This window comes from Luteimonas gilva, from assembly GCF_005239095.1.
Taxonomy (GTDB): Bacteria; Pseudomonadota; Gammaproteobacteria; order Xanthomonadales; family Xanthomonadaceae; genus Luteimonas_C; species Luteimonas_C gilva.
On sequence record NZ_SZUA01000002.1, the window covers coordinates 1,164,847 to 1,190,921 of the forward strand.

Consider the following 26,075-nt stretch of genomic DNA (forward strand, 5'->3'; position numbering starts at 1 on the left):
CCCGCGCTGTGGACTCTTCGAGGAGCAGACCGACGTGATTAACGCATGGGGAAGGGCGCGAGCCCTTCCCCATTTGTTTTGTGTGGTCATTCCGCGAAAGCGGAATCCAGCGACTTGGCTGTTACGCCGGCATCGCCTGGATCCCGGCTTTCGCCGAGATGACGATTCCGAAAGTTCCGAGGTCCGATAAGCCATGAGCGACATCGAACAACTCAACGGACAAGCCCTGGCGGACATCGCCGCGGCCGATTCGCCCGACGCGCTGGAGCACCTGCGCGTATCGCTGCTCGGCAAGAGCGGCAGCATCACCGCGCAGTTGAAGTCGCTGGGCGCGCTGCCGGCCGAGGAGCGTAAAGCCGCGGGCGAGGCGATCAACCGCGTCCGCGATGCGGTCGGCGAAGCGTTGGCCGCGCGCAAGACCGCGCTGGACGACGCCGCGCTCGACGCGCGCTTGGCCGGCGAAACCATCGACGTGACGCTGCCCGGCCGCGGAGCCGAACGCGGCGGCCTGCATCCGATCAGCCGCACGGCGGAACGCATCGCCGGCATCTTCGCCCGCCTCGGCTACGAGCAGGTGGACGGTCCGGAGATCGAGGACGACTGGCACAACTTCGAGGCCCTGAATTTCCCGCCGCACCATCCGGCGCGGGCCATGCACGACACGTTCTACTTCGGCGACGGCCGCCTGCTTCGCACGCACACCTCGGGCATGCAGGTGCGCTACATGCTGGAGAACAAGCCGCCGCTGCGCATGATCGCGCTCGGCAAGGTCTACCGCAGCGACAGCGACCAGACCCACACGCCCATGTTCCACCAGTGCGAAGGCCTGCTGATCGACGAACAGGCCAGCTTCGCCGACCTGAAGGGCACCTTGGCCGAATTCGTGCGCGCGTTCTTCGAGCGCGATTTCGAAATGCGCTTCCGGCCCAGCTACTTCCCCTTCGTCGAGCCCGGCGCGGAGGTGGACATCGCCTGGCACCAGCCCGACGGCAGTACGCGTTGGCTGGAAGTCTTGGGTTGCGGCATGGTCCATCCGAGCGTGCTGCGCAACGTCGGCATCGATCCGGAGCGTTACACGGGTTTCGCGTTCGGCATGGGCGTCGAACGCTTGGCGATGCTGCGCTACGGCGTGGACGACCTGCGCAGTTTCTTCGACAACGACGTGCGGTTTCTCAGGCAGTTCGCGTAAGCCACATCGTGGGGCGGCTTTTGTGGGAGCGGCTTCAGCCGCGAGCTTTTACCAGCGCTCCGGAACCAAAGCTCGCGGCTGAAGCCGGTCCCACAAGAGCTGCTCCCACAAGAAGACGGCGCATCGCTGCGCTCGGGATGAAGAGGTAGGCAATGAAGTTCTCCGAAAACTGGCTGCGCCAACACGTCAAGACGAACGCGACCCGCGACGAGCTGGCCGCGACGCTCACGGCGATAGGCTTGGAAGTGGAAGGCATCGAGGCGCTGGGCGGATCGCTCGACAAAGTCGTCGTGGCCAAAATCCTGTCGGCCGAAAAGCACCCCGAAGCCGACCGCCTGCAGGTTTGCAGCGTCGACGCCGGTACCGGCGCTCCGCTGCAGATCGTCTGCGGCGCGCCGAACGCGCGTCCGGGTTTGGTCGCGCCGCTGGCGATGGTCGGCGCGCAGATCGGCGAACTGACGATCAAGGCCGCCAAGCTGCGCGGCGTCGAATCCAACGGCATGCTGTGCTCGGCGAAAGAACTCGGCTTGGACGCCGACGCGTCCGGCCTGCTCGAATTGCCCGCCGACGCGCCGGTCGGCGCGCCGCTGGCCGAATATCTGGGCCTGCCCGACGCCAGCATCGAATTGAAGCTGACGCCCAACCGCGCCGACTGCTTCAGCGTGCGCGGCATCGCCTACGACGTGGCCGCGGCCTGCGGCAGCGAAGTGACCGCGTTCGATGCCACGCCGATGCCGGCTTTGAACGATCGGGAACTCGCGGTCGAGTTGGACGCCGGCGCGAAAGTGCCGCGCTTCGTCGGCCGCGTGATCGAAGGCGTGAACGCCCGCGCCACGACGCCGGTGTGGATGAGCGAGCGCCTGCGCCGCAGCGGCGTGCGTCCGATCAGCTTCCTGGTCGACGTCACCCAATACGTGATGCTGGAACTCGGCCAGCCCATGCACGCGTTCGACTGCGATACGCTGACTTCGCCGATCGTGGTGCGTCCGGCCCGCGCCGGCGAACAGGCCAAGCTGCTCGACGGCCGCACGGTGACGGTGGATGAAGACTTCCTGGTGGTGACCGACAGCCAGGGCGGCCGCGCGGCGCGCGCCGTCGCGCTCGGCGGCATCATGGGCGGCTACGACACCCGCGTCACCGACGCCACGCGCAACGTGTTCCTGGAAGCCGCGCATTGGATTCCGTCGGCGATCATCGGCCGCGGCCGCAAGCTCGGCCTGCACACCGATGCCGGCCACCGTTTCGAGCGCGGCGTCGATCCCGAATTGCCGCGCCAGGCGATCGAAGTCGCGACGCGCTTGATCGTCGAAGTCGCCGGCGGCTCGCCCGGACCGGTGACCGAAGCCGTGCTGCCCGAGCATTTGTCGCGGCCGGCGCCGATCCAGCTGCGCCGCGATCGTCTGGCCCGCGTGCTCGGCACGACGGTCGCCGATGCGGAAGTCGGCCGCATCCTGCGCGCGCTCGGCCTGGAGGTCGAAGACGTCGAGAACGGCTGGATGGCGACGCCGTCGACCCGCCGCTTCGATCTGGCGATCGAGGAAGACCTGATCGAAGAGATCGCGCGCATCCACGGTTACGACGCCATCCCCAAGACCTTGCCCGGCGGCGCCACGCGCCTAACCGTGCCCAGCGAAACGTGGGTGGACGAAGCCGACGTGCGCCGCCAGTTGGCCGCGCGCGATTATTTGGAAGCGGTGAACTACGCCTTCATCGATGCGGATCTGTTGGCGCATTGGCGGGCGCAGGCGGATGCGGTGGCTCTGTCGAATCCGCTGAGCGCCGAACTCGGCGTGATGCGCACGCGGCTGCTGCCCGGCCTCGTCGCCGCGCTCGCGCGCAACTTGGCCCGCCAGCAGACGCGCGTGCGCTTGTTCGAAATCGGCAAGAGCTTCGCCGCCGACGCGGGCAACGCGCCGCGCGAAACGCTGCGCTTGGCCGGCGCGGCTTGCGGCGATGCGTTCGGCGAGCGCTGGGACGCGAAAGGACGCACGGTCGACTTCCACGATTTGAAGGGCGACCTGGAAAGCGTCGCCGCGTTGGCTGGCGCGGAACTCGAATACCGCGCTTCGGCCGAGGCCTGGGGACATCCCGGGCGCTCGGCGGACGTCTATCGCGACGGGGTGCGGATCGGCTGGATCGGCCAATTGCACCCGCGCCTGCAGCGGCAGCTGGATCTGGACGCCGACGTGCTGGCCTGGGAGCTGGATCTGGAACCGCTGCTGCAGCGCCGCGTGCCGCGCGCCGCCGCCCTGTCCAAATACCCGTCCGTCCGCCGGGACCTCGCGTTCGTCGTCGCGGACGCCGTGTCTTGGGCCGCCGTGGCCGACACTGTCCGGGCCGCAGCGGGGCCTGCGCTGAAGGAACTGCGGCTGTTCGACCGATACCGGGGACAGGGGGTCGAAAACGGATTCAAGAGTCTGGCTATGGGCTTGATTCTGCAGGACGAATCCCGCACTCTGACCGACCGCGATGTGGAAGCGGCGGTGGCCCAAGTGGAGGCCGCCATGGAACGCAGCCACGGCGCGCGGATACGTGCGTAGGGGACGCGATCCGGCTGTTCAGATTCGCGATTTACGGAAGTCGTTTCGGGGAACGATATGGCGTTGACCAAAGCGGAAATGGCCGAACGTTTGTTCGACGAGGTCGGCCTGAACAAGCGCGAGGCGAAGGAATTCGTCGATGCGTTCTTCGACGTGCTGCGCGAAGCGCTGGAGCAGGGCCGCCAGGTCAAGCTGTCCGGCTTCGGCAACTTCGATCTGCGCCGCAAGAACCAGCGCCCCGGCCGCAATCCCAAGACCGGCGAGGAGATCCCGATCTCCGCGCGCACCGTGGTTACCTTCCGTCCTGGTCAAAAACTCAAGGAGCGAGTGGAAGCCTATGCTGGATCCGGGCAGTAACCGAGAGCTTCCGCCGATTCCGGCCAAGCGCTACTTCACCATCGGTGAAGTGAGCGAGCTGTGCGACGTCAAGCCGCACGTGCTGCGCTATTGGGAATCCGAATTCCCCAGCCTGAAGCCGGTCAAGCGCCGCGGCAACCGCCGCTACTACCAGCGCCACGACGTGCTGATGGTGCGCCAGATCCGCGGCCTGCTGTACGAGCAGGGCTACACCATCGGCGGCGCCCGCCAGCGCCTGGACGGCGAGGGCGCCAAGCAGGAATCGGCGATGAGCTCGCAGATCGTCAAGCAGGTGCGGATGGAGTTGGAAGAGGTCCTGCAGCTCCTGCGCCGCTGACGGCGGCGAAGATCCGCCCGAGCGGCTATAATTCCAAGACCGGGGTATAGCGCAGCCTGGTAGCGCACCAGTCTGGGGGACTGGTGGTCGTCGGTTCGAATCCGGCTACCCCGACCAAATCGCTTTCGAAAGGCGGCCTGCGAGATTCGCGGCCGCCTTCGTTTTATGCGTTCGAGCGCGGCCATTACTTCAGCTTGGTGGAGTGGCTCGCGGCCAGCTTCCAATGGCCATCGCGGCGTATCCAGGTGTCGGTGTAACGGTAATCGCCGGAAAACGCCGTGTTGCCGGACCGGCCCCGCACCGTGGTGATGCCGACGATGACGGCGGCGTCTCCGTACAGACGGACATCCTGATCGTGGTTGCGGAATTCCGTGTAGACCGGATCGCGTGACTCGGCTTCGCGGATGCTGTCCGCAAATCCGGTGATCTCGTTGCGCGAGCTGGTGGCGATGAACGTTTCGTCCATGTATTCGTGCTTGGACTGCACATCGCTCTGCTCGGAGCCTAGGCATAGCGCCGCTTCCGCATGCAAGAGATCGGCTTTGTCCTGCGCCGGATCCCGCGCCTGCGCATCCCCGACGGCGAGGGCGGACGCGATGCACAACAGCCATAACGGGGATTTCATGAGGGATCCTCTCGGTAGGGACGGCCGGACGATGCACGGGCGAAGTGCCGGCCGGAAGGTCCATTTACCTCTGGCCCGGCAGGCCACCCTGCGCGTGAAGCCGCTCCAGCCGCCCGCCAGCGCCGAGAGGTGCGAACGCGGTCACCCGCCGCCGACATCGAGGCGGCTAGACTGGCGTCGAATCAGCAGGATGCCGAGCATGCGATACCTACTGTTGCTGACCTTGTGCGCGATCCCGCAGGCTTACGCGCAGGACGCGCTGCCCGTGCCGGCTCGCGCCGACTTCGTGAAGCGCGACTGCGTCCCGGCCATGACTCGGCAGCTCGGCAACGACGCCGCGGCCGCCACGTTCGCGCACGCCGCTTGCGAATGCAGCTATCGGCTGCTGTCCGACCGGCAGACCATGACCCGCGAGCAGTTCGATGCGGCCGGCACCGTTTGCCGCGCCGAGTTCGAGCAGGACAACGCGGCTTTCGTCAGGAAGTACGCCGAGTAATCCGTTTCCCGGTTCTCTCGCCCGCCATCCCGGTCAGCGCGCGGCGTTTTCCTGCATCCGTTCTTTGACGATCTTCGCGATCAACGCTTTGGGGACGCGTTGGCCGGGCGCGAACTTGATCGCCGACGGGGCCGTATCGAAGGCCGCGAGCTCTTGCTTGTGGCGCGCGACAGGGCCGCGGCTCATGACGTAAAAAGCGCAATGCTTGGCGGCGGCGCCGAACGAGACTAGCGGCCCGTTCAGCACGTAAGTGGGCGTTCCCATCCGCATCGTTTCTTCGGCTTCGGGCGCGGCGCTGCGGACGATGGCGCGCAGCGTTTCGAGGATGCCCGCCATGCCGGGCGCAGCTGCGGCGATGTAGGCGTCCACGCTCGCGACGCCGGATTTCTTGGACGGAACGGCCATGATTTTTTGCGGACGGCGCGTCGGATCGCCGCCCGAACGAGCCTCGAGTTTGCGGTATTCGGAAGCTTGCCGACGCGTCTGAGAGCCGTCTTGAACGGATGTGACGGCGCGCTTGTGGCCGCCGGCGAAAAGGCATAAGTTGCGGCTCGATCCACGCGCCGCACGGTCTTGGACATGCACTTTCCCGCGCACGAACGCAGCTTCCGGGAGTCGAAACCGGGACTCGAGACGATCGCCGCGGGATTCTTCCAGCCTCGGCACGCCCATCTGAAGGCGTACGCGACGGTGATCGTCGACGGCGGATACGGTCATGCGGGCTATTTCGGACGGCGCTGGCTGGAACCCGGCGACGTGCTGGTCACGCCCTTGCTCGATCGCCACGAGAACCGCACTCCGCGCCGGCGCAACGCACGCCTGCTGCGTTTCGACTGGAGCGCCGACACCAGTCTGGGCGGCGTGTACCGGCCGGCGCGGATCGACACGGTCGTCAGCGTCGCCAGGCGCGATCCTATCGAAGCGCGGCACCTGCTGCGTGAGGCGCTGGCTTCATCGGAATGCGTGCGGCCGGCGCTGGCCGATTGGCCGGATTTGCTCGCGCAGCGCCTGCGCGCCGGGCGAACGAGCATATCCGGATGGGCTGCCGGCGAAGGCCTGGCGCGCGAGACGGTGGCTCGGGGTTTCCGCAAGACCTACGGCACCTCGCCGCGCGCGTTCGCGGGCGAATTGCGCGCCAGAAGCGCGTGGGTCCGCATTTTCAGTGGCGGCGACAGCTTCGCGAAGATCGCGATGGACTTGGGTTACGCCGACCAACCGCATATGACCCGCGCCGTCCGTTCTTTGACGGGGCTGTCCCCCGGCGCGTGGCGGAAAATGCGGAACGGACCCGCTAAGCGGCCGCCGGATCGTTAGGCTGCGTATGCGCATTTCGCTTCGGCGCCGAGCGAAGATGGCAAAGCAAAGCCAAAGCCGGGATCAAAACGGCGTACGCGTACTGGGTCCGCGAAACGCCGACGCCGAAGGGGAACCAGATCCCTTGAACGCCAATCGCCGAGAGTTCTTCGGCGTACAGGCCCGTGGCGATCGACGCCAGCGAAACGAACGCCAGAAACCGGATCGGGCCGTGGCGGACCAGCGCCCACGCGGCCATGCCCAACGGCAGGAGGAAGGCCAGCCTGGCCGCCGCGCGCAACATCGTGCCGCTCTCGCCGAGGGAACCGCCGATCGCAGCTAGCACCGCCAGCAAGCACGCCAGCCGGGCGATCCAACGCGCCGGCGCGCCCGACCAACGGTTCCATGCGCAAGACCAGAGCAACAAGATGAGCGGTTCGAGGACGGTGTACTTGGCGATGGTGAACTGGCCGATATCCTCGAAACTTCCCCAAAAGAACACGGCTTGGTTCGCGCGCAGCGCCGCGGTCGCCGCGAGTGCCGCGGCGAGCGGAAGATAGAATTTGTCCCGCGGCGCGAATCGGCGGATCGAGACGGCGTACAACGCCAGCAGCAGCATCAGCGCCGGCTCGACGGCGTCCACGACATAGCCCGCGAACGTCTTCGTCCATTGCGCCGCGTACCGCGCTTGGCCCGCGGTTTCTTCAGCCAAGATCGGCGCGATATGGATGCCGCCGGCGTCGCCGCCGCGCGGCATCGCGGGAGAGAAGTAAACGCGTATCGCGATCGTGGCTTCGCCCGAGCGGCCTTGCGCGGGCAGGCGCATGAGCGTCGGCCGGGTCGCGATGACGCGTGGCTCGTCGCGCGAGAAATCGCCGACGCCGCCCACGCGCTTTCCGTTCCAATACACTTCGTAAGCGTCCTCGACGTAGGCCGGGCCGATCAACACCAACCGGCCGCCTTCGGCCAGGCGCCAGCGCAGCCGCTGCCGATACCAGGCGAAGCCGTAGACGTCCGCATGCCCGCGTTCCATCCAGCCCGGCACGTAGCCCTCGAGGCCGACGTCGGGATCGTGCGCGCCGGGGGCCGGCGTCAAGTCGACCGTCTCCCAGCGGCCGTCGTCCCAGTGCGGGTCCACCCAGCGCGGATCGTCGCCGATGCGGAATTTCCAAGGGCCGTCGAGCGGGATTTCGGCGCGGGCGAGCACGAGTTCGCCGCTCGCGCGAGCACAAGGGATCAGCGCCAAGGCCAGCGATAGGCTCGCAAAGAAGATGGCGATTTTTTCGCCATGTCGCCCGATCAAGGCCGCCATTCCGGATCGAGCGTTTCGCCATCGACGAACTTCGACAGCGTATCGACGAGCGCATCCGGACGTTCCTCGGGAATGAAGTGGCCGGTATTCCGGAACAACACGGCGGACACGCGATTTCCCACTCGGCGGCTGTTGTTCTCGATCAGCGCGCCATTGCCCTTGTCGGCGCCGACGGCCAGGATCGGAATGGAGAGCGGCCGCTTGGCGAACTCCGCGTTGTCCGCGACATCGCGGTCGATCGTGCGGTAAAGCCCGTAGCTGGGGCCCATCCGGCCGGGGCGTTCGAATCCGCGGGTGTAGATTCCGATCGTGGCCTCGTCGAACGAACCGGGCACCGCGTGCATGGCCTCGTTGTCGTAGAAGAAACGGAGGAAAGCCGCTTCGCGCCCGCCGTCGACCACGCTTTCGGCGTAGCCCGGTATGCGTAGGAAGTCGAAGAACCACATCGGATTGGTGTCCGCCATCCATGGCCCGAACGGCGCGCCTTCGATCATGATCAGTTTGCTCACCTCGTCGCGATGCTGGGCCGCATAGGCGTAGGCCACCGGCGCGCCCCAATCGTGTCCGGCCACTACGGCCGAGCGGTAGCCGAGCGAGGCCATCAACGCGTGCATGTCTTGCGCGAGGGTTTTCTTGTCGTAGCCCGACGCCGCCAGTTCGGAATCGCCGAAGCCCCGCAAGTCCGGCGCGACGACGGTGAAGCGCTCGGCCAGGCGCGGCAACATGCGCCGCCATTCGTACCAGGTCTCCGGCCAGCCGTGGATCAAGAGCAAAGGCGGCCCTTTGCCGCCGACGACGAAATGCAGGCGCACGCCGTTCGCTTGAACGAACCGGGATTCGAAGCCGGGCGGCGGTTCCGCGCTGCCGCTCGCCGGCGTACCGAACACCTGCAGCGGGGCGGCGATCAATAGGAATAAGACGGCGCCCCAAAACGAGGCAGGGAAGCGGCGCATGCGTTTCCTCCGAGGCGGCGAAGCGGGCAAGCTAAGCGCGCGGCTGCGGCGGGTCTTGAACGGATGTGACAGGCGTCGCCGACGCCGGCAGGCGAAGTCGGCTCGCGTTCACGATCGTTCCCGAGAATGCGCTTTCCGGTCCGGAGAACGGCGCATGCGTAAGCTCCTGCTCAGCGGTTGGTTGGCCATCGCTTCGATGCAAACCGCTTACGCGCAGACGCCGCCGCCGGCGCAGCAGGCGCCCGTTGCCGCACCGGCCGAACCTATCGTCGACCTGGACGCCGTCGTCGTCTCCGGCAGCCAGCCCGGACCCGGCCTGTGGAAAGTGCTCGGCAAGAACGGCCACACGCTGTGGATCCTGGGCACGCTATCGCCGCTGCCGCGGCGGATGGAGTGGGACACGAACGCGGTGGAGCGGGCCATCGCCCAGTCGCAGCAGGTCATCGAATCGCCTTCTGTCAAATTGAAGGCCGACGTCGGTTTCTTCGGAAAATTGGCTCTGATCCCGACCGCGTTGAAAGCGCGCCGCAATCCCGGCGACAAGACCCTGCAAGAAATCGTGCCGCCGGACCAGTACGTGCGCTGGCAGGCCTTGAAAGCGCGCTACATCGGCAGCGACCGCGGCATCGAGCGCTGGCGTCCCGTGTTCGCGGCGCTGGAGCTGTACGACAAGGCGATCGGCAAGTCGGGCATGACGTGGTCCGGCATCGTCGCCCCGGCGGTGGACAAGCTGGCGCGCAAATACGGTGTGAAGCGGGTGAAGCCCGAGGCCGAGATAGCGATCGCCGAGCCGAAGCGGGCGCTGAAGGAATTCGCGAATCAGCCGCTCGACGATCTGGCTTGTTTCGAGAAGACGCTGGACCGCATCCAAGGCGATCTGGGCAACATGGCCGCGCGCGCGAACGCGTGGGCGGCAGGCGACGTCGACGCTTTGCGCGACTTGCCGGCCAATAACCAATTCGTCGCCTGCAGCGCCGCCTTCACCGAAGCCGGCCTGGCGCGCAAATACGGCATCAACGATTTGGCCCAGCGGATGGAACGCGAATGGCTTACGGCGGCGGAAGCGGCGTTGCAGAACAACGTCTCGACGTTCGCGACGCTGCCGGTGTCCGAATTGCTCAAGGACAACGGCTATCTGGCGAAACTGCAGGCGAAAGGTTACGAAGTGCAAGCGCCATAATCGTTCTCGACGGTTCTTGCTTGCGAGCGCGGCTTTTTGCGAGGGCGGCTTAAGCCGCGAGCTTTCAGCTGCCGGTGATCTTGTCGGAAGAGCTCGCGGCTAAAGCCGCTCCCACAAAAAAAGCTAGTCGGGCTTGCCGAGCGCGAACCCAGAAAAAAGCCTTCATCGCCGCCGCGATGGATGCGGCGCGGCTTTCGAGCAACTTCCAGGGAGGACCGCTTGGATCAAAGTATCTTCGGCGGCAGGTAGATCGTGAATTCGTTGATCGGTTGCACCAACACGCTATGCGGCTTTTGCTGGGCTTCTCGATCCACCCAGCCTTGCCGCGACAATAGGCCGAAATCAGCGTTCAGCAACGTAGCTGGGGCCATTTCCAAACGGTCGTGCCAGACGCGGTAGGTTCCGAGCTGGCCGTCGCGGCGGTGGTAGAAACCCGCGAGCGGATGGGTAAGGTAAACCAAGCCGGTCTCCTCGTCCGGGAACCCGGGTAAGGATAGCGGCGGCGTGCCGCCCTGGGTGAGTTCGACCTGCGCCGGCGCCCATCGCGCGCGCGTGCGCATGAAGTAGCGGCGATAAGCGCCGGTCGACGCGTCCGCGTCGCAATCGAACTCCACCCGGCCGCCGTACCAAGGCAGATTCCAGAGCGTGTGCGGCACCACGCGCGTCCAAGAATCCAAAGTCGTTCCCAGGAACCAGACCGCTCTTTCGCCCGTATCGCGATCCAGGATGTAGATGCGGTAATTCGTCTGCCCCATGGTGAAACGCGGAAACGGGCGGCAAGCGGAGGTGAAATCCACATCGATGAAGGGCACGACCGACAGCAAGGCTTGCGGGCGGCCGTCGATTTCCACCAGGTCCGGCTCGAACCTCGGCGGCATCGATCCGTCGAGCTTGGAAGGATCGAAGGCGTACGTGACGATCGCGAAATGCTGCAGCTTGCATACGACATCGATTCCGTGCGGCTGCGGACGCGGGATCAGATGATCCCGGAAACGAAGCGTACGCATGCCGTACGGGCGGTTACGAAGCCGCGACGTTGCGCATCGCCGGCTGCTCCAGGTCCGGCCAGCGCGCGAGCAGCGCTTTGCGGATGCCGGCGGCATCCAGTCCGGCTTCGGCCAGCAAATCCTCGCGGCCGGCGTGGTGCTGGAATTCGTCCGGCAGGCCGAGGTGCATGATCGGCAAGGTCAAATGGGCTTCGTTCAACGACTCGGCGACGGCCGAGCCCGCGCCGCCCATCACCACGTTGTCTTCGAGCGTGACGAAACCTTCGTGCGACTTCGCCAATTCGAGGATCAGCGCGCGGTCCAGCGGTTTGACGAAGCGCATATTGACCACGGTCAGGCCGAGTTCGGCGCCGACCTTTTCCGCCGCCGGCACGAGCGCGCCGAAAGCGAGCAGGGCGATGCGCGAACCGCGCGCGCGCACTTCGGCCTTGCCGATCGGCAGCGTGTCGAGATCGGACTGCACGGCGACGCCGGGGCCTGTGCCGCGCGGATAGCGCACGGCAGCCGGGCCTTCGTGGCGGAAGCCGGTGGACAGCATCTGCCGGCATTCATTCTCGTCGGCCGGCGCCATCACCACCATGTTCGGCACGCAGCGCAGATAGCTCAGGTCGAGATTGCCGGCATGGGTGGCGCCGTCCGGGCCGACCACGCCGCCGCGGTCGATCGCGAACAGTACGTCCAGGTTCTGGATCGCCACGTCGTGCACCAGCTGGTCGTAGCCGCGCTGCAAGAAAGTGGAATAGATCGCCACGACGGGCTTGGCGCCTTCGCAGGCCATGCCCGCGGCCAGCGTCACCGCGTGCTGTTCGGCGATGGCCACGTCGAAATAGCGCTCCGGATATTCCTTGCTGAAGCGCACCAGGCCCGAGCCTTCGCGCATCGCCGGGGTGATGCCCATCAGTTTCGGATCGGCCGCGGCCATGTCGCAGAGCCAGTCGCCGAACACGTCGGTGTAGGTCGGTTTCTTCGCGCCCGGCTTGCTCACCACGCCCAGGCTCGGATCGAACGGCGAGACGGCGTGATAGCCGATCTGATCGCCTTCGGCCAATTCGTAGCCTTTGCCCTTGGTGGTGATGATGTGCAGCAGCTGCGGGCCTTTGAGCGTCTTCAGCGTCTTCAGCGCGGCGGCCAGCGCTTTGACGTCGTGGCCGTCGATCGGGCCGGTGTAGTGGAAGCCCATTTCCTCGAACAGCGTGGACGGCACGAACATGCCTTTCCAATGTTCTTCCCAGCGGCGCACGAAGCGCGCGGTGCCGCTGCTGCGCTTGTCGCCGAGCAGTTTCTTGCCGCCTTCGCGGATCGCGTTGAGGGTGCGGCTGCCGGTCATGCGGCCGAGCATCTTGGTGATGCCGCCGACGTTCTCGGAAATCGACATGCGGTTGTCGTTGAGGATCACCAGCAGGCTCGGTTCCGGATCCATGCCGCCGGCGTGGTTTAAGGCCTCGTAGGCCATGCCCGCGGTCATCGCGCCGTCGCCGATCACCGCCACGACCTTGCGCTCGTCGCCGGCGCGGGCGTTGGCGATGGCCATGCCCAGCGCGGCCGAGATCGAAGTCGAAGAATGGCCGACGCCGAAGGTGTCGTACTCGCTTTCCTCGCGCTTCGGGAACGGCGCCACGCCGTCCTTCTGCTTGACGGTGTGGATGCGGTCGCGGCGGCCGGTGAGGATCTTGTGCGGATAGCACTGGTGGCCGACGTCCCAGACCAGGCGGTCGTTGGGCGTGTCGTACAGGTAGTGCAAGGCGACGGTGAGTTCGATCACCCCCAGGCCGGCACCGAAATGTCCGCCGCTCTTGCCCACCGATTCGATCAGGTAGGCGCGCAGTTCGTCGGCGATGGCGGGCAGTTCGGCTTCGTCGAACCCGCGCAGGTCGGCGGGCGTTTCGATGCGGGAAAGGCGGGGATAGCGTTGCGGGTCGATCATCACGGCGTCGGGCAAAGCAAGTTCGCCATTGTCCCGCCGCGGGCCGGGGCGGGCAAGCAAACGGGTTTGCAAGCCGTTGGCGCGAGCTAAGGTCGCTCACCGAGAAACTGTGGGAGGGGCTTGAGCCCCGACATGCGCAGCGTCGGGGCTCAAGCCCCTCCCACAAGAGCGCTGCGGGCGATCGAACTATTTCCCGCGCAACCGCCCGAACAGGCCGGACTTCGCCGGTTCGCTCGGTTCCGGCGGCGTATCCGCGACGGACTCGGCGAAACCGGTGGTCAAATTGGCGTTCACGAAATCGGCCACTTCGGCGCGCGTCACGCCGCTGGCGGCGGCAATTTCCTCGAGCGTGGCCGGACCTTTCATCATCGCGGTGGCGATGCGGAAGTGTTTGGGGAATTCGCGCTCGGTTTGCGGCCATTTGTTCAGCCGATAACGGCCCGCCGGGTCGAGGCCGGGCAGCAACTCGCCCTTGCCGGCCAGCAAGCCGCCGTACCACTGCAAGCGGATCAGCGGCTGCGCTTCGCCGGCGGTGGCGGTTTCGCGCGCCCAAGCCGCGTCGTCCAGCGCCTCGAAATCGGCCAAACGCACCGGACCTTCGAAATAGCTCGCCAGCGGCTTCAGCGTGGCCGGTCCGTGGTATTGGCGGGTCTTGGGGTCGATCAACACATTCGGGCCCGCCGCGCGGCGATAGCGAAGCCGCTGCTGCAGGGCGCTGGGAGCCAGCCAGTCGGCGAAGACCGGGTCGCGGGCGGGCGCGGCCGCCGGCACGGGCGGCTCGGGGATCAGAACGGGCTCAGGCGGCGGCGCCGCTTCGGCCTGGACGGGCTCGGGCACTTCCTCCGGCAATTGGTCCTGCGGCGCCGGCGCGGGGGTGAAGCCCGAGGGCGTTGCCGCAGGCGCAACAGGTTCGGCCTGGACGATGGGCGGCGGCGGCGGAACCGGTTTCGGCGAAACGGCGGCCGGGATGCCGGCCTGGTCGGCGATCTCGTGCAGCAAACGATCCAGGCTGGCCGCATCGAAAGGCCGGCCGAGCCGGAAATCGGCTTGGGTTCTGGGCGCCGAAGTCAGGCCGATCACGGTCTTGCCGGCGCCGTGCAAGCGCAGCCAGCTCATCGGGCCGTACATGCTGTCCATGTCCACGACCACGTAATCCGCGTCGGCTTCGGGCGCCAGGCTGAAGCGTTCGCCCGTGCCGGCGTTGGCCTGTTTGAAGGCGGATTGCAGCGCGGCTTCGGTGGCCGGATCCATGCCCGTAAGGCCCAGGGTCAGTGGCATCGTTTCGCTTCGATTGCAAGAAGAAGGCCAGTGTTGCCAAGCGCGCGGCGGGCGTCAACGCGAACGCAGGACATTCGCGATGCGGCGCGCGTTTTTGCGAATTTTCCGGTCGTCGATGCGCCGCTTAACGACGCCTAGCGTCGCTTAATGACGCATGCGAGGACGCGGCCGTTTCGGCAGATGGCTCTTCAGGAACGCCATCTGGTCGGCGAGGATGTTGCGGTTGCTCAGGATCAGATGCTCGATCCAGCTCGGCCGGTACGGCACCGCCAGCAGCGGCATGCTCGCTTGCTGCGGCGTGCGACCGCCCTTGCGCGAATTGCAATGGAAGCAGGCGGCGACCACGTTTTCCCAGGTGTCGCGGCCGCCCTTGGACAGCGGCATGACGTGGTCGCGGGTCAATTGCTGGCGATGGAAATCGCGGCCGCAGTACAGGCATAGGTATTCGTCGCGCGCGAACAGCGCGGCATTGGTCAGCGCCGGCGTCGGATCGAGCGCGTGCGTGCGCGCGTGGCCGCGCGCGGCGACGATCGGATGCAGGTCGACGGTGCTGCGCTCGCCGGTGAGCCGGCAGATGCCGCCGTGCACGGTCAGGCAGGGATCGCCCAGGGTCCAGGCCACCGCGCCGCGGGCGTAGAGGCAGGTCGCATCCTGCCAGCTCATCCAGTCGAGCACGCGGCCGTGGGCATCGAGCGAGAGCAGGCGCACCGCGTCCAGGCGCACGGGCATGGCGCTGTCGGCGTGATCGGGGAAATACGGGGGCGCATCGACGGGGCCCGGGGCGTTCGGCGGCGAATCGGCCGGGGCCCCGGTCCGGATCAGGCGAAGCTTCGCTCTGTCAGGCTCCATGGGAGTAGGAGCTTATACGCCTTTGTTTACTTATTGTGTAGAGGCGGCCTTCGCCGGCCCTATAAGAGCAGAAGCGCGGATCAAGCGTCGAAGCGTTCGGCGTCCAGGCCCATCAACGGCGCCGCGCCGCTGGCGATCGCGGTGGCGTGCGCCAGGGTTCGCGGCAGGATGCGCGCGAAATAGAAGCGCGCGGTCTCGCGCTTGGCGGCTTTGAACGCTTCGCTTTGCGCCGACGATTCCGCCGCGGCCACGCTGCGCGCCCACCAATAGGCCAGGGCGACGTAGCCGGAGTAGAACAGATAGTCGTAGGCCGCCGCGCCCACTTCGTCCGCGTTCGCGACCGCGCGCTGGCCGATCGACATCGTCAGCTTTTGCCATTCGCCGGCCTTTTCGCGCAGCGGCGCCACGAATTCCTTCAGCGCTTCGTCGCTTTCGTGCTGTTTACAGAAGGCTTCGATCTGGCCCAGAAACACGCGCAATCCGGCGCCCTGCAGCTGCATCACCTTGCGGCCCATCAAATCCAGCGCCTGAATGCCGGTGGTGCCTTCGTACAGCGTGGTGATGCGCGCATCGCGCGCCAACTGCTCCATGCCGTGTTCGTGGATATAGCCGTGGCCGCCGAAGCATTGCAACGCGTGGTAAGTGCATTCCACGCCCCATTCGGTCAGGCAGGCCTTGACGATGGGCGTCACGAAGCCGAGCAGATCGTCGGCCTCTTTGCGTTCTTGTTCGCTGTCGGCGTGGTGGGCGATGTCGACCAGGGTCGCCGCGTGATAGCCGAGCAAGCGGCCGCCTTCGGTCAGCGCCTTGCAGGTCAGCAGCATGCGGCGCACGTCGGGGTGGACGATGATCGGATCGGCCGCTTTGTCCGGCTGCTTCGCGCCCGACAGCGCGCGGCCTTGCAGGCGTTCGCGCGCGTAGCGCAGCGCGTTCTGGTAGGCGCGGTCGGACAAGCCCAAACCCTGCAGGCCGACGGCCAGGCGCGCGGTGTTCATCATGGTGAACATGGCCATCAGGCCCTTGTGCGGTTGGCCGATGAGATAGCCCTGCGCGTCGTCGAAATTGATCACGCAGGTGGCCGAACCGTGGATGCCCATCTTGTGTTCGATCGCGCCGCAGCGCACGCCGTTGCGTTCGCCGACCGTACCGTCCTTGCCGACTTTCAGCTTGGGCACGATGAACAGCGAAATGCCCTTGCTGCCCGCCGGCGCATCCGGCAAGCGCGCCAAGACCAAATGGACGATGTTGTCGGTGAAATCGTGCTCGCCGGCGGTGATGAAGATCTTGGTGCCGTCGATCGAATAGGTGCCGTCGGCGTTCGGCACGGCCTTGGTCTTCAACAGGCCCAGATCGGTGCCGCAATGCGGTTCGGTCAGGCACATCGTACCGGTCCAGCGGCCGTCGACCAGCGGCTTCAGGAACACTTCCCGCTGCCAGTCTTCGCCGTGGTGCAGCAGCGCTTCGGTGGCGCCGTGCGAAAGCAGCGGGAAGTTGCCCCAGGCCAGGTTGGCGGCGTCGATCATTTCCTTCAGCGGAATGCCCGCGGCGTGCGGCAGGCCTTGGCCGCCGAATTCGGTCGGCGACACCAGTCCCGCCCAGCCGCCTTCCACGTATTGCCGGTAGGCCTGCTTGAAGCCCGGCGGCGTAGTCACCGCTCCGGTGTCCTTGTCGTACTTGCAGCCGATTTCGTCGCCGACGCGGTTCAGCGGCGCCAGCACCGTTTCGTTGAAGCGTGCGCCTTCTTCCAGCACCGCGTCGACGATGTCGCGGCTGGCGTCGGCGAAGCCCAGCTTGGCGAACAGTGCTTCGGCGCCGAGCACGTCGTACAGGGCGAAACGGATGTCGGCGAGAGGGGCTTTGTAGGTGCTCATGGCGTTCCGTCGGAAAGGCTGTTGATGTTTCCCCCTTTGAAAAAGGGGGACTAAGGGGGATTTGCTTTTGATCTTGCTCTAAGGCTTTAAAGCAAAAGCGCAAATCCCCCTAGTCCCCTTTTCAAAGGGGAACAGCGAGGGCTCAGCGCATCACGCCCGGCAACCCTGGCACCGGGCTCAGGCTGCTGGTCCGGTCGATGTCGTAATCGCGCGGCTTGCCTTCTTCCGGCGTGGCGTTGATCGTGCCCTTCAGCACGTAGCCGATGCTGCGCTGCGCGGCCAGCGCATCGGCCATCACGATCCGCGCCGACGGCGTCGGCGAATGGACCACGGTCACCACGTCGGCCGATTCCGGTCCGATCGAGATGCCGGCGTTGCCGTTGAGCGTGCCGGCCTGTTCGCTGCCCAGGCTCATCCGCAGCGCGATCGCGTCGAAGCGCATCGGGATGCTGCTGAAATTGTTGATCCGCACATCCACCGACCAACTGCCGTCGGGCCGCACGGTCAGCTGCTGGATGCTCGCCGCCGGCTCGGACACGCGCCGCACCATGCCGCCGCTGCACGAGGCCAGCAACGACGCGGCCGCGACCATCAGGATCAGCTGTTTGAAACGGCCCATCGCTACGCTCCGTTGGCGGGAGCGACGAGGATACACCGGCCTCGGCAGGTGCGGATCAGGTGAGCGGTGCGGCCATTACCAAGGGTTTCAGGTCGTAACCCATCTTCTCGGCGCGCGCTTTGATCTGTTCGAACAGCGCTTTGTCCATGGTCGGCGTGCGCGACAGGATCCATAGGTATTTGCGGTTGGGCGAACCGACCACGGCCCATTGGTAGCCCGGATCCAAGTCGATCACCCAATAGTCGGCCCACACCATCGGCAGCCACGACAGCCAGTCCGGCGCAAACCGCACTTCCAGCCGGCCGGGATGGCCTTGCACCGGCCGCGCGACGCCTTCGGACGAATCGCGATCGCCGTCTTTGGTGCGGCACGCGTTGACCACGCCGACCAGCCCGTCCTCGCGCAAGGTGTAGGCCGCGGTGATGTCGCCGGCGCATTGGCGCTGGAAGAACACTGGCAGATGGCCGATCTCGTGCCAGTTGCCGGCGTAGCGCGAGATGTCCAGTTCCGGCACCGAACGCACCGGCTCCGCCGCGGAGGCGGGCAGGGCGAGGGCCAGCAGCAGGGCGATCGCGTAGCGCATGGGTGGCTCCAGGAAGGCGGACCGTCGCGCAGGGTCGCGGTGGGGATGTTCAGTGTGCGTGACGGAACGCCGGGCGGCTAGTCGCCGCGCTTTTGCAGCCTGCGGTATTGCGCCATATGGCGCAAAGCTTGACGCGGCTCGTTCAATTCTTCGTACAGCAAGGCCAGGTTGTAGTGGCAGTCGGCGAAATCCGGATCCGCGCGCAGCGCCGTTTCGTAGGCGTCCACCGCTTCGGGCTTGCGCTCCAGATCGTCGAGCAGCACGCCCAGGTTGTACTGCAGCAGCGGATCGGGTTCGAGTTCCGCGGCGCCGCCGCGGTAGGTGCGTTCGGCTTCGTCGTAACGGCCCAACTCATGCAGAAGGCGGCCCAGGTTGATGCGCGCGTCCAAGCGCGAAGGGTCGCTCATCAGCGCGCGCTGGTACGCGCGCACCGCCGCTTCGGCGTTTTCCTCGCCGGTCGCTTCGTCGTAGTCGGGAACGGCGTCGTTCGGCGGCTGTTCGCGCGGTCTCGCCGCGTCGAGTATGCGCAGCGCGCCGCCGTCGGGGTCGCTTTCGAAGCCCAGCAAATATTGGCCCGACTCCGCTTGCCAGCGGCCGCCGCCTTCGCGGACCACCACTTCGTCGCCGACCGCGCCGATGCTCAGTCCCGACAGCGGCATCGTCTCCGGCAAGCGCCGGCGCAGTTCCTTCAACGCGCGCAGGATGCGCCGCCGCGGCACGTTCGCCGTCGCGAGCGCGCGCGCCGTGCGCAGCACGATCAGGTCTTGGAAGGAGAAGCGCCAAGTGTTGCGCGCGCCGCGTTCGGGCGCGACGAACCCGGCCTCCACCAGGGACCGGATCGTGCTTCGCGGCAGGCCCAGCAGTTTCTCGACGTCGCGTACGCCGTAAGCGTGCATCGATCCCTATTTCGCCCGCTTGGCGGCTTTGCGCTTGGCCGGCGCTTCCGGCTCCGGCGCAGATTTGGCCGGTTTGCGCGCCGCTTTCGCCGCAGGCGCGGCCTTGCCGGCGGAAGGCGCTGCGGATTTCTTGTCCAGGCTCGCGCGCAGGGCCTGCATCAGATCGATGATCTGGGCGCCGCCGGTCTCGGGCATGTCCACCGAAGTGATCTGCTCGCCGTCGACCTTCTTCTGCACCGCGGCTTCGATGCGCGTGCGCACGTCGTCGGTATAGGCGCCGGGGTCGAAAGTGTTGGACGCCTGCTGCTCGATCAGTTGCTGCGCCAACTTCAGTTCGACGTCCTTGACGTCGGCGGTGGCGATGTCGATGTCCAGGATCGAACGCACTTCGTCGGCGTACAGCAGCTGCTGCATCACCAGGCCCTCCTTGACCGGACGGATCATCACGATGAATTGCTTGCCGCGCGCGGACCAGCGCCCGATCGCGCAGCGCTTGGCGTCGCGCAGCGCGCGCGCGAACAGCGCGTAGGGGCGGGCGCCGCCCTTGTCGGGCGCCAGGTAATACGCCTTGTCGAAATACACCGGGTCGACCGCCGAGATCGGCACGAACTCTTCGATGTCGGCGCTATGCGTGCCGGCTTCCTCCAGCGCCTTCAATTCCTCGGGCTCGAAGATCACGTACTGGTCTTTGGCGAATTCGTAGCCCTTGACCATGTCGTCGCGCGACACCGGCACGTCCTCTTTCGCGCAGAAGTACTGCTGCTTCAGGCGCGAGCCGCAGCCTTTGTGCAGCAGGTTGAAGGAAATGGTCCGGCTGGATTCGGTGGCGGTGTACAGCTTCACCGGGATCGAAACCAGGCCGAAGGAGATGCTCAACGAACCGATAGAACGCGCAGCCATGACGGGACTCCAGGGTCTTCACGCCTTGCCGGATGCGAGGATCCGGGCCAGGTCCTGCTTGTTTTCGAGGGCGTCGCGCCAGCGATCGCCCGTTCGGGCCGCCTGCTTTACCACATTCGTCATGCGGAAGTCGAGGGGGTGGGCCTGGGCCAATTCCTCCCAGGTCAGGGGCATCGACACCGGCGCGCCGGCCGTTCCGCGCGGGGAATAGGCCACGTTCAGGGTCTTGCCGCGCACGTTCATGTTGTAGTCCATGAAGATCTTGCCGGTGCGCTTGGGCACGCTCCATTCGACCGTGACGTCCTTCGGATGCAGGCGCGCCAGGTGCCGGCTGACCAGCTCGGACACGTGCCGCGCGCCGTCGAAATCCAGGTTGCGGACGATCGGCACGAACACGTGCAGGCCGGTCTTGCCCGAAGTCTTGACGATGGGTTCGATCGACATGGATTGCAGCAGCTCGCGCAGGCGGAACGCGATCTCCTTGCCTTTCTCGAACGCGACCGTGTTGAGTTCGGGCTCGTCGCCCGGCGCTTCCTTGCCGGAATAGATATAGGGATCGATGTCGAACAGCACGTAGTCGGGGAAGTTGAGGATCGAATCCTCCAGCGCCTGCAGCGAGCTGGAGAAGTCGGTGGACGGCACGGCGGCGTCCGGCCCGGGTTTCATCCGCGAATGCCAGACGTGGAATTCCAAAGTGCCCGACTGCGCCAGCCACAGCAGCGTCGGCAGGTTGTTGCACACCAGGTAATCGTGCCGCTGGTCGCGGTGTTCGGAGAACACGGTGACGGTGTCGACGAAATCCGGTTTCTCCTGCGTCCAATGCTTCTGGAAAAAACGCTGGCCGTGGATGCCGTCCGGCATGCGGATCATGGTCAGCGGCCGGTCGGCGAGGTGCGGCAGCATCAGCGGAGAAATCTGCGCCAGGTAGAGCAGCAGGTCGCGCTTGGTCAGGTCGGGCTGCTTCAGCGCTTTATCGGCGGGCCAGTAGACGCGGTCGAGATTGCTCAAACGGATGCGGTGTGCGCCGACGATCAGGTCGCAGGTTTTCTTCGCGGCATCCAGCTGCGCGACCACTTCGTCTATCGTCTTGGCAACGTCCTCATTTCCCGCTTTTCGGCGCACCGCTTTTGTGGGAGGGGCTTCAGCCCCGACTGTCGGGGCTGAAGCCCCTCCCACAAAAGCAGAGGCGCGTTTGCCGGCCGGTTTGCCCGCTTTCCCTGCGGGCGCGTCTTCGCGGGTCACCGTCTTCGCATCGATATCGTCCCGCAGCCGCAAGAAGATCGGCGCCCGCAACGAGCCTTCCTCCGTCCAGCGCTGGAAACTCACCTCCGCGACCAGCTCCGGCTTCACCCACGTCACCGGCCCGTTCACCTCCGGCTTCCCCGCGAACGGGCAGCTGCGCGCCCACAGCGCCTGCAGCCGCTCCTGCACCTGCGCGAGCGTGGCGTCGTCGAAGCCCGAACCCACGTGCGAGGCGTAGCGCAGCTTGCCGCCTTCCCAATAACCGATCAGCAGCGCGCCCAGAGCCCCGCGCGCCCCTTTGCCTTGCGTGAACCCGCCGATCACGAATTCGGCGCTATGCGTCGGCTTCACCTTCAGCCACGACGACGAACGCTTGCCCGCCAAGTACGCGCTGTCCTTGCGCTTGCCGACGGCGCCCTCGAAGCCGGCGGCGATGGCCGCCGCATGCAAAGCCGGGCCGTCTTCGTCCGCATGCACCAGTTGCACCAACGGCGAGGGCAGCAGGCATTGGCTCAAATAGCGGCGGCGGTCGCGATACGGCCGCTTGCGCAGATCGATGCCTTCGAAATAAAGCAGATCGAAGGCGAAGAACAAGGTGGGTGTGGCCGCATCCGCCGCGGCGATGTCGCGTTCGGTCTTCAGCTGGAACCGGTTCTGCAGCACGCTGAAGGAAGGTTTGCCGTCGGTGCCGAACGCCACGATCTCGCCGTCGAGGATGGCGCCTGCGCTGGCCTGTTGGCGCAGCTCCGCGGCCAATTTCGGGAAGATCTTCGCCAACTCCAACCCGCGCCGCGAGCGCAGGCGCACGCCGTTGGCGTCGACGAAAGCAAGTACGCGGTAGCCGTCGAGTTTCGGCTCCCACATCCAGTCCGCGTTCGCGAACGGCGCGTCGGCGGTCTCGGCCTGCATCGGCTCGAGATCCGCGGGCATCGGCGTTGCCTTGCCGGCCGGCACCAATTGCGATGCGGGCATCCGTTGCGCGGGGACCACCTTCATTTCTTCGACCGCGACGCCGGACAGCACCGAGCGGTCGCGCGCGATCACGTCGTCGCTGGTGACGAAACGATCCTTGTGCTTGATCAGCAGCCACTGCCGTGCTTCTTTGGTCCGTACCAGCGCGAACGAGCCTTTCAATTTCTCGCCGCGCAGTTGGATGCTCAGTTTGCCTTTTTCGATGCCTTCGCGAACTTGGCGCCGCGCCTCCTCGCGGTCGTGGAACCACAGGCCGTTCTCGTCCGGGCTGTACACGCCGCAATCCCACACGATCACTTCGCCCGAACCGTATTGGCCGGGCGGGATCACGCCTTCGAACGAGCCGTAGTCGTAAGGGTGGTCTTCGACGAACACGGCCAGGCGCTTCTCGTTGCGGTCCAGCGAAGGCCCGCGCGGCACCGCCCACGACTTCAGCACGCCGTCGCATTCCAGGCGCAGGTCGAAATGCATATGGCTGGCGTGGTGCTGCTGGACCACGAACATCAGCGGCCCGCCGCCGCCCTCGACCACCACTGGCCCGGGCTCGGGGGTGGCATCGAAGCGGCGCTTGGCGGAATATTCGCTGAGCTTCGCCATGTCGGTCCTCGGAGATGGCCATGACTACGCGACTGTGGGTCGGTGCCAGCGGCTACTCCTACAAGGAGTGGAAGGGCAATTTTTATCCGGAAACCATGAAGCCGGACGCGATGCTGGCGTTCTACTCGCAGCGCCTGCCTTCGGTCGAGATCAACAATACCTTCTATCAGATGCCGAAGGCACCCGTGCTGGAACAGTGGGCTGCGGCCACGCCGGACGATTTCCGCTTCGCGATCAAAGCCTCGCGCCGCATCACCCACGACGCCCGGCTGAAGGCCGACGCCGCGGCCGATTCGGTGGCCTATCTTTATCGTGCGCTGGAATCGCTGGGCGCCAAGCGCGGCCCCGTCCTGTTCCAACTGCCGCCGTTCCTGAAGAAGGACCTGCCGCGGCTGACCGATTTCCTGCAAGTGCTGCCCGAGGGCCACCAGGCCGCGTTCGAATTCCGCAACGACAGCTGGTTCGACGACGACGTCTACGCCGTTTTGAAGGCGGCCGGCGCCTCGTTGTGCTTGTCCGAACGCGAAGACGACAAGCCGCCGCCGCTGGTCGAAACCGCGCCGTGGGGCTACGTGCGTTTGCGGTTGGAGGACTATTCGGAAAGCGACCTGGCGCAATGGGCGCAGCGCCTGGCCGATACGGGTTGGCAGGACGTGCACGTGTATTTCATGCACGAACCGACCGCGCCGCCCTATGCGCAGACGTTGTTGCGGTTGGCGAAGGCGTGACGGCGATGGCGAACGCGCGCAAACTCGCCATCGCGGTGGACGCCGAGCACAAGGTCTCCGGTTTGCTGCTCGCGCCCGCGGACGCGCGGGCGTGCTACGTGCTCGCGCACGGTGCGGGCGCGGGCATGGCGCATCCGTTCATGGAGGCCGTCGCGAAAGGTTTGGCGGAACGGGGCATCGCCACGTTGCGATATCAGTTTCCGTACATGGAGCGCGGTTCCAAGCGGCCCGATACGCCGAAGTTGGCCCAGGCTACGGTCCGGGCCGCCGTCGCCGAAGCCGCGAGGCGATTGCCTGATGCGCCGTTGTTCGCCGGCGGCAAATCCTTCGGCGGGCGTATGACTTCGCAGGCCCAAGCCGCCGAGCCCATGCCCGGCGTGCGCGGACTGATTTTCCTCGGTTTTCCTTTGCATCCCGCCGGCAAGCCCTCGGACGAACGTGCGACGCACCTGGCCGATGTGAAAGTGCCGATGCTGTTCCTGCAAGGTTCGCGCGACGATTTGGCGCACCTCGACCTGCTGCGGCCGCTGGTCGAGCGCTTGGGCCGGCGCGCGACGCTGCAGGTGTTCGATGGTGCGGATCATTCCTTCCATGTGCCGGTGCGGAGCGGGCGGAAGGATGAAGAGGTGCTCGGAGAGATGCTCGACGCGATCGCTGCGTGGGTAAGCTCGTGACACTGCAACGCCATTAACTGTTGCGCGTGGTAGGTCCTTGTAATCGGGGCTATATAGGATTGGGTGTCGGTAATGGGCCGACATTCTGCACATGGAGAGAGCACATGTTACGCAAGGCCCTGCTTACTGCTTGTCTGTTAGCCGCGGGAACCAGTTATGCGCAAACGGCGCAGACCGATATCGGCAAGTTTCAGATCCGCGTGGGACGTCCGTTCATCACGCGCGGTCCGGTTTCCAACATGCTCGATAACCCCCTTAATACCATCAAGTTGAACAATGGACAGTTCAGGGTGTACTCGTCGGGCGGGACGACGTACCGCTTCCAAGGCATCGACTCGTGGGGCGCGACCGCGGGGCAGGCGTATCCCGTTTTAGGGCCAGTCGCCAACTCTTACGCTTCTTGTGGATTATGGCTGAACGATACGAGCCGCGTCCCTGGGAGCACCGTTTCCTATTATGGTTTCGCGCATGCGGAAACGGAGTGCAACTACGCAAACGGCGGTCAAACCTTCAAGTCGACGGCGCTCGTGCAAAGCGACAACGAAGGCGGAACGTGGCGTTTATCCGGCCAAATACTTTCGGGAGGCGCTCCTGTGGCCGGCACTCAAAGCGGCGAAGGCGACTGCACGGCGGCAACCGATAACTATTACGTCTATCTTTATTGTCTGCGCACAAGCGACTTCAACCTGATCGCCGCGCGTGCGCCGATAGACAATCCGATACCCGGCAATTGGTACAAGTTCAAAGACGGCGCATGGTCGCAAGCCGGTCTTGGCGGAGATGCATCCCCGCTTCGCTATACCGATGCGCTCCGTTCGCCCATCGGCTTCGGAAGCGCTTCGGTTAGCAAATGGACCTCGAAGAACTACGTCACCCTGGTCAACAACGAATCGTCGGGCAGCGCGCGAGGCGGGGTCTATATTTCCTTCTCCGACAATTTCGTCGATTTTTCTCGCGTGCCCCAGCCCATCTTGGTGACCGACGGCGCTGAATGGATCAGGACCGCCGCTTCAGGCGATCTGATCGCCTACCCTTCTGGCATCGGCCTGAACGGCGGGAGGGAATGGGATGGCGGCTTTTTACTTACCTATACCTTCCTCGAGCCGGGCGAGGATTTCCAGCGCCGATTCCTGGTTTTTCGCGAGGTATACGTGTTCCAGGGTGGGCAGGTCGGGGCTCAGGATCCGCAAGTCGGCATCGAATTGACCAAATGGGTCGCGGAGGGGACCGTGCCGCGCGGCATTCGTACGACTACCGCGCCCGTGCAAGGCAACTACGCGCAATATGCGTACGGCGGAAAGCTTGGATACGTGATGTCGGCATCGTTGCCGGGCACCATTGCCCTTGAGGAATGCGTTAGTTACTGGCCCGGCACCGCGGACCATCTCGTCACATGGGATGGGACATGCGCCGGCGCCGGCTATCGCCGCCTGAGAACTATTGGCTGGATCTATACGAGCCCGCAACCCAATACGGTCGCAATCTATAGATGCTGGAGCCCGAGTTACTACAAGTCGCACTATGTCTCGACCGATGCCGCTTGCGAGGGGCGCGGCGATCAGGAGTTCCTGCTCGGCTGGGTTCTGGCTTCATGACCGCTTCGGCGACGGCAAGTTTTCTTGCCGTCGCTTGGCCCTGATTCGCATACCTTGC

Annotated in this window: 24 protein-coding genes and 1 tRNA gene; 11 read left to right on the plus strand and 14 right to left on the minus strand. The window is 65.7% G+C overall.

Features of this window, described 5'->3' with window-relative positions; genetic code table 11:
- Nucleotides 1-193: 193 nt before the first annotated feature.
- The 5 genes from pheS to FCE95_RS13360 all read left to right on the plus strand — a co-directional run bounded on the left by pheS (nucleotide 194) and on the right by FCE95_RS13360 (nucleotide 4,540).
- Complete coding sequence (pheS, locus tag FCE95_RS13340) at nucleotides 194-1,189, plus strand: phenylalanine--tRNA ligase subunit alpha (protein ID WP_137267479.1); 996 nt, start codon at nucleotides 194-196, stop codon at nucleotides 1,187-1,189.
- 152 nt (nucleotides 1,190-1,341) lie between these two features.
- Nucleotides 1,342-3,729, plus strand: coding sequence for a phenylalanine--tRNA ligase subunit beta (gene pheT / locus FCE95_RS13345; RefSeq protein WP_137267480.1), 2,388 nt, complete (start codon nucleotides 1,342-1,344; stop codon nucleotides 3,727-3,729).
- A 57-nt stretch (nucleotides 3,730-3,786) separates the two neighbouring features.
- Nucleotides 3,787-4,086 carry an integration host factor subunit alpha gene (locus FCE95_RS13350; protein WP_012915599.1) on the plus strand — a complete coding sequence of 100 codons (300 nt, stop codon included), beginning with the start codon at nucleotides 3,787-3,789 and terminating at the stop codon, nucleotides 4,084-4,086.
- Entirely contained in the window at nucleotides 4,067-4,423 is a 357-nt protein-coding gene (locus FCE95_RS13355; RefSeq protein ID WP_137267481.1) for a MerR family transcriptional regulator, read from the plus strand. Before FCE95_RS13350 ends, FCE95_RS13355 begins: the two co-directional genes overlap by 20 nt.
- A gap of 40 nt (nucleotides 4,424-4,463) precedes the next feature.
- Nucleotides 4,464-4,540: transfer RNA gene (locus FCE95_RS13360), tRNA-Pro, on the plus strand.
- Between the two features lie 67 nt (nucleotides 4,541-4,607).
- Here FCE95_RS13360 and FCE95_RS13365 read toward each other — a convergent pair.
- Complete coding sequence (locus tag FCE95_RS13365; protein WP_137267482.1) at nucleotides 4,608-5,048, minus strand: nuclear transport factor 2 family protein; 441 nt, start codon at nucleotides 5,046-5,048, stop codon at nucleotides 4,608-4,610.
- 199 nt (nucleotides 5,049-5,247) lie between these two features.
- Between FCE95_RS13365 and FCE95_RS13370 the strand changes: the two genes are divergently transcribed.
- Nucleotides 5,248-5,544 (plus strand): hypothetical protein, encoded by a 297-nt coding sequence (locus FCE95_RS13370; protein WP_137267483.1) that lies wholly within the window; start codon nucleotides 5,248-5,250, stop codon nucleotides 5,542-5,544.
- 33 nt (nucleotides 5,545-5,577) lie between these two features.
- Here FCE95_RS13370 and FCE95_RS17160 read toward each other — a convergent pair whose 3' ends face one another.
- On the minus strand, nucleotides 5,578-5,949 hold the full coding sequence (locus FCE95_RS17160) for an iron chaperone (RefSeq protein WP_189644752.1): 372 nt from the start codon (nucleotides 5,947-5,949) through the stop codon (nucleotides 5,578-5,580).
- A gap of 174 nt (nucleotides 5,950-6,123) precedes the next feature.
- On the opposite strand from FCE95_RS17160, the gene FCE95_RS13380 reads away from it, so the two are divergent.
- Nucleotides 6,124-6,858: a helix-turn-helix domain-containing protein gene (locus FCE95_RS13380; RefSeq protein WP_137267485.1), complete on the plus strand. Its 735-nt coding sequence runs from the start codon at nucleotides 6,124-6,126 to the stop codon at nucleotides 6,856-6,858.
- Here FCE95_RS13380 and FCE95_RS13385 read toward each other — a convergent pair.
- Together FCE95_RS13385 and FCE95_RS13390 are read right to left on the minus strand one after the other, a co-directional pair.
- Nucleotides 6,836-8,140: a glycoside hydrolase family 2 gene (locus tag FCE95_RS13385; protein WP_137267486.1), complete on the minus strand. Its 1,305-nt coding sequence runs from the start codon at nucleotides 8,138-8,140 to the stop codon at nucleotides 6,836-6,838. The two genes, FCE95_RS13380 and FCE95_RS13385, sit on opposite strands and share 23 nt — an antisense overlap.
- The gene (locus FCE95_RS13390) at nucleotides 8,137-9,102 is read right to left on the minus strand and encodes an alpha/beta fold hydrolase (protein WP_137267487.1); all 966 of its coding nucleotides are present in this window, start codon (nucleotides 9,100-9,102) and stop codon (nucleotides 8,137-8,139) included. Before FCE95_RS13390 ends, FCE95_RS13385 begins: the two co-directional genes overlap by 4 nt.
- A 154-nt stretch (nucleotides 9,103-9,256) precedes the next feature.
- Here FCE95_RS13390 and FCE95_RS13395 point away from each other — a divergent pair, with 154 nt between their 5' ends.
- Nucleotides 9,257-10,282 carry a TraB/GumN family protein gene (locus tag FCE95_RS13395; RefSeq protein ID WP_137267488.1) on the plus strand — a complete coding sequence of 342 codons (1,026 nt, stop codon included), beginning with the start codon at nucleotides 9,257-9,259 and terminating at the stop codon, nucleotides 10,280-10,282.
- 224 nt (nucleotides 10,283-10,506) lie between these two features.
- On the opposite strand, the gene FCE95_RS13400 is transcribed toward FCE95_RS13395, so the two are convergent.
- From FCE95_RS13400 to ligD, 10 genes are all read right to left on the minus strand, one after another.
- Nucleotides 10,507-11,289, minus strand: coding sequence for a DUF2071 domain-containing protein (locus tag FCE95_RS13400; RefSeq protein ID WP_137267489.1), 783 nt, complete (start codon nucleotides 11,287-11,289; stop codon nucleotides 10,507-10,509).
- 13 nt (nucleotides 11,290-11,302) lie between these two features.
- Nucleotides 11,303-13,213, minus strand: a complete 1,911-nt coding sequence (gene dxs / locus FCE95_RS13405; RefSeq protein WP_137267490.1) for a 1-deoxy-D-xylulose-5-phosphate synthase — start codon at nucleotides 13,211-13,213, stop codon at nucleotides 11,303-11,305.
- Nucleotides 13,214-13,399: 186 nt separating this feature from the next.
- Nucleotides 13,400-14,491 carry a hypothetical protein gene (locus tag FCE95_RS13410; protein ID WP_137267491.1) on the minus strand — a complete coding sequence of 364 codons (1,092 nt, stop codon included), beginning with the start codon at nucleotides 14,489-14,491 and terminating at the stop codon, nucleotides 13,400-13,402.
- 144 nt (nucleotides 14,492-14,635) lie between these two features.
- Complete coding sequence (locus FCE95_RS13415; RefSeq protein WP_137267492.1) at nucleotides 14,636-15,220, minus strand: HNH endonuclease; 585 nt, start codon at nucleotides 15,218-15,220, stop codon at nucleotides 14,636-14,638.
- Between the two features lie 200 nt (nucleotides 15,221-15,420).
- The gene (locus tag FCE95_RS13420) at nucleotides 15,421-17,211 is read right to left on the minus strand and encodes an acyl-CoA dehydrogenase C-terminal domain-containing protein (RefSeq protein WP_137267493.1); all 1,791 of its coding nucleotides are present in this window, start codon (nucleotides 17,209-17,211) and stop codon (nucleotides 15,421-15,423) included.
- 142 nt (nucleotides 17,212-17,353) lie between these two features.
- Entirely contained in the window at nucleotides 17,354-17,830 is a 477-nt protein-coding gene (locus FCE95_RS13425) for an LEA type 2 family protein (protein ID WP_137267494.1), read from the minus strand.
- Nucleotides 17,831-17,885: 55 nt separating this feature from the next.
- Entirely contained in the window at nucleotides 17,886-18,413 is a 528-nt protein-coding gene (locus FCE95_RS13430) for a lipocalin family protein (protein ID WP_137267495.1), read from the minus strand.
- Nucleotides 18,414-18,490: 77 nt separating this feature from the next.
- Entirely contained in the window at nucleotides 18,491-19,309 is an 819-nt protein-coding gene (locus FCE95_RS13435; RefSeq protein ID WP_137267496.1) for a tetratricopeptide repeat protein, read from the minus strand.
- A gap of 6 nt (nucleotides 19,310-19,315) precedes the next feature.
- Nucleotides 19,316-20,209 (minus strand): non-homologous end joining protein Ku, encoded by an 894-nt coding sequence (gene ku, locus FCE95_RS13440; protein WP_137267497.1) that lies wholly within the window; start codon nucleotides 20,207-20,209, stop codon nucleotides 19,316-19,318.
- 18 nt (nucleotides 20,210-20,227) lie between these two features.
- Entirely contained in the window at nucleotides 20,228-23,020 is a 2,793-nt protein-coding gene (gene ligD / locus FCE95_RS13445) for a DNA ligase D (RefSeq protein ID WP_137267498.1), read from the minus strand.
- A 20-nt stretch (nucleotides 23,021-23,040) separates the two neighbouring features.
- Between ligD and FCE95_RS13450 the strand changes: the two genes are divergently transcribed.
- From FCE95_RS13450 to FCE95_RS13460, 3 genes are all read left to right on the plus strand, one after another.
- On the plus strand, nucleotides 23,041-23,748 hold the full coding sequence (locus tag FCE95_RS13450; RefSeq protein ID WP_137267499.1) for a DUF72 domain-containing protein: 708 nt from the start codon (nucleotides 23,041-23,043) through the stop codon (nucleotides 23,746-23,748).
- Nucleotides 23,749-23,753: 5 nt separating this feature from the next.
- Nucleotides 23,754-24,422 carry an alpha/beta hydrolase family protein gene (locus tag FCE95_RS13455; protein WP_137267500.1) on the plus strand — a complete coding sequence of 223 codons (669 nt, stop codon included), beginning with the start codon at nucleotides 23,754-23,756 and terminating at the stop codon, nucleotides 24,420-24,422.
- Between the two features lie 104 nt (nucleotides 24,423-24,526).
- Nucleotides 24,527-26,017, plus strand: a complete 1,491-nt coding sequence (locus FCE95_RS13460) for a hypothetical protein (protein WP_137267501.1) — start codon at nucleotides 24,527-24,529, stop codon at nucleotides 26,015-26,017.
- The last annotated feature ends 58 nt before the right edge of the window (nucleotides 26,018-26,075 follow it).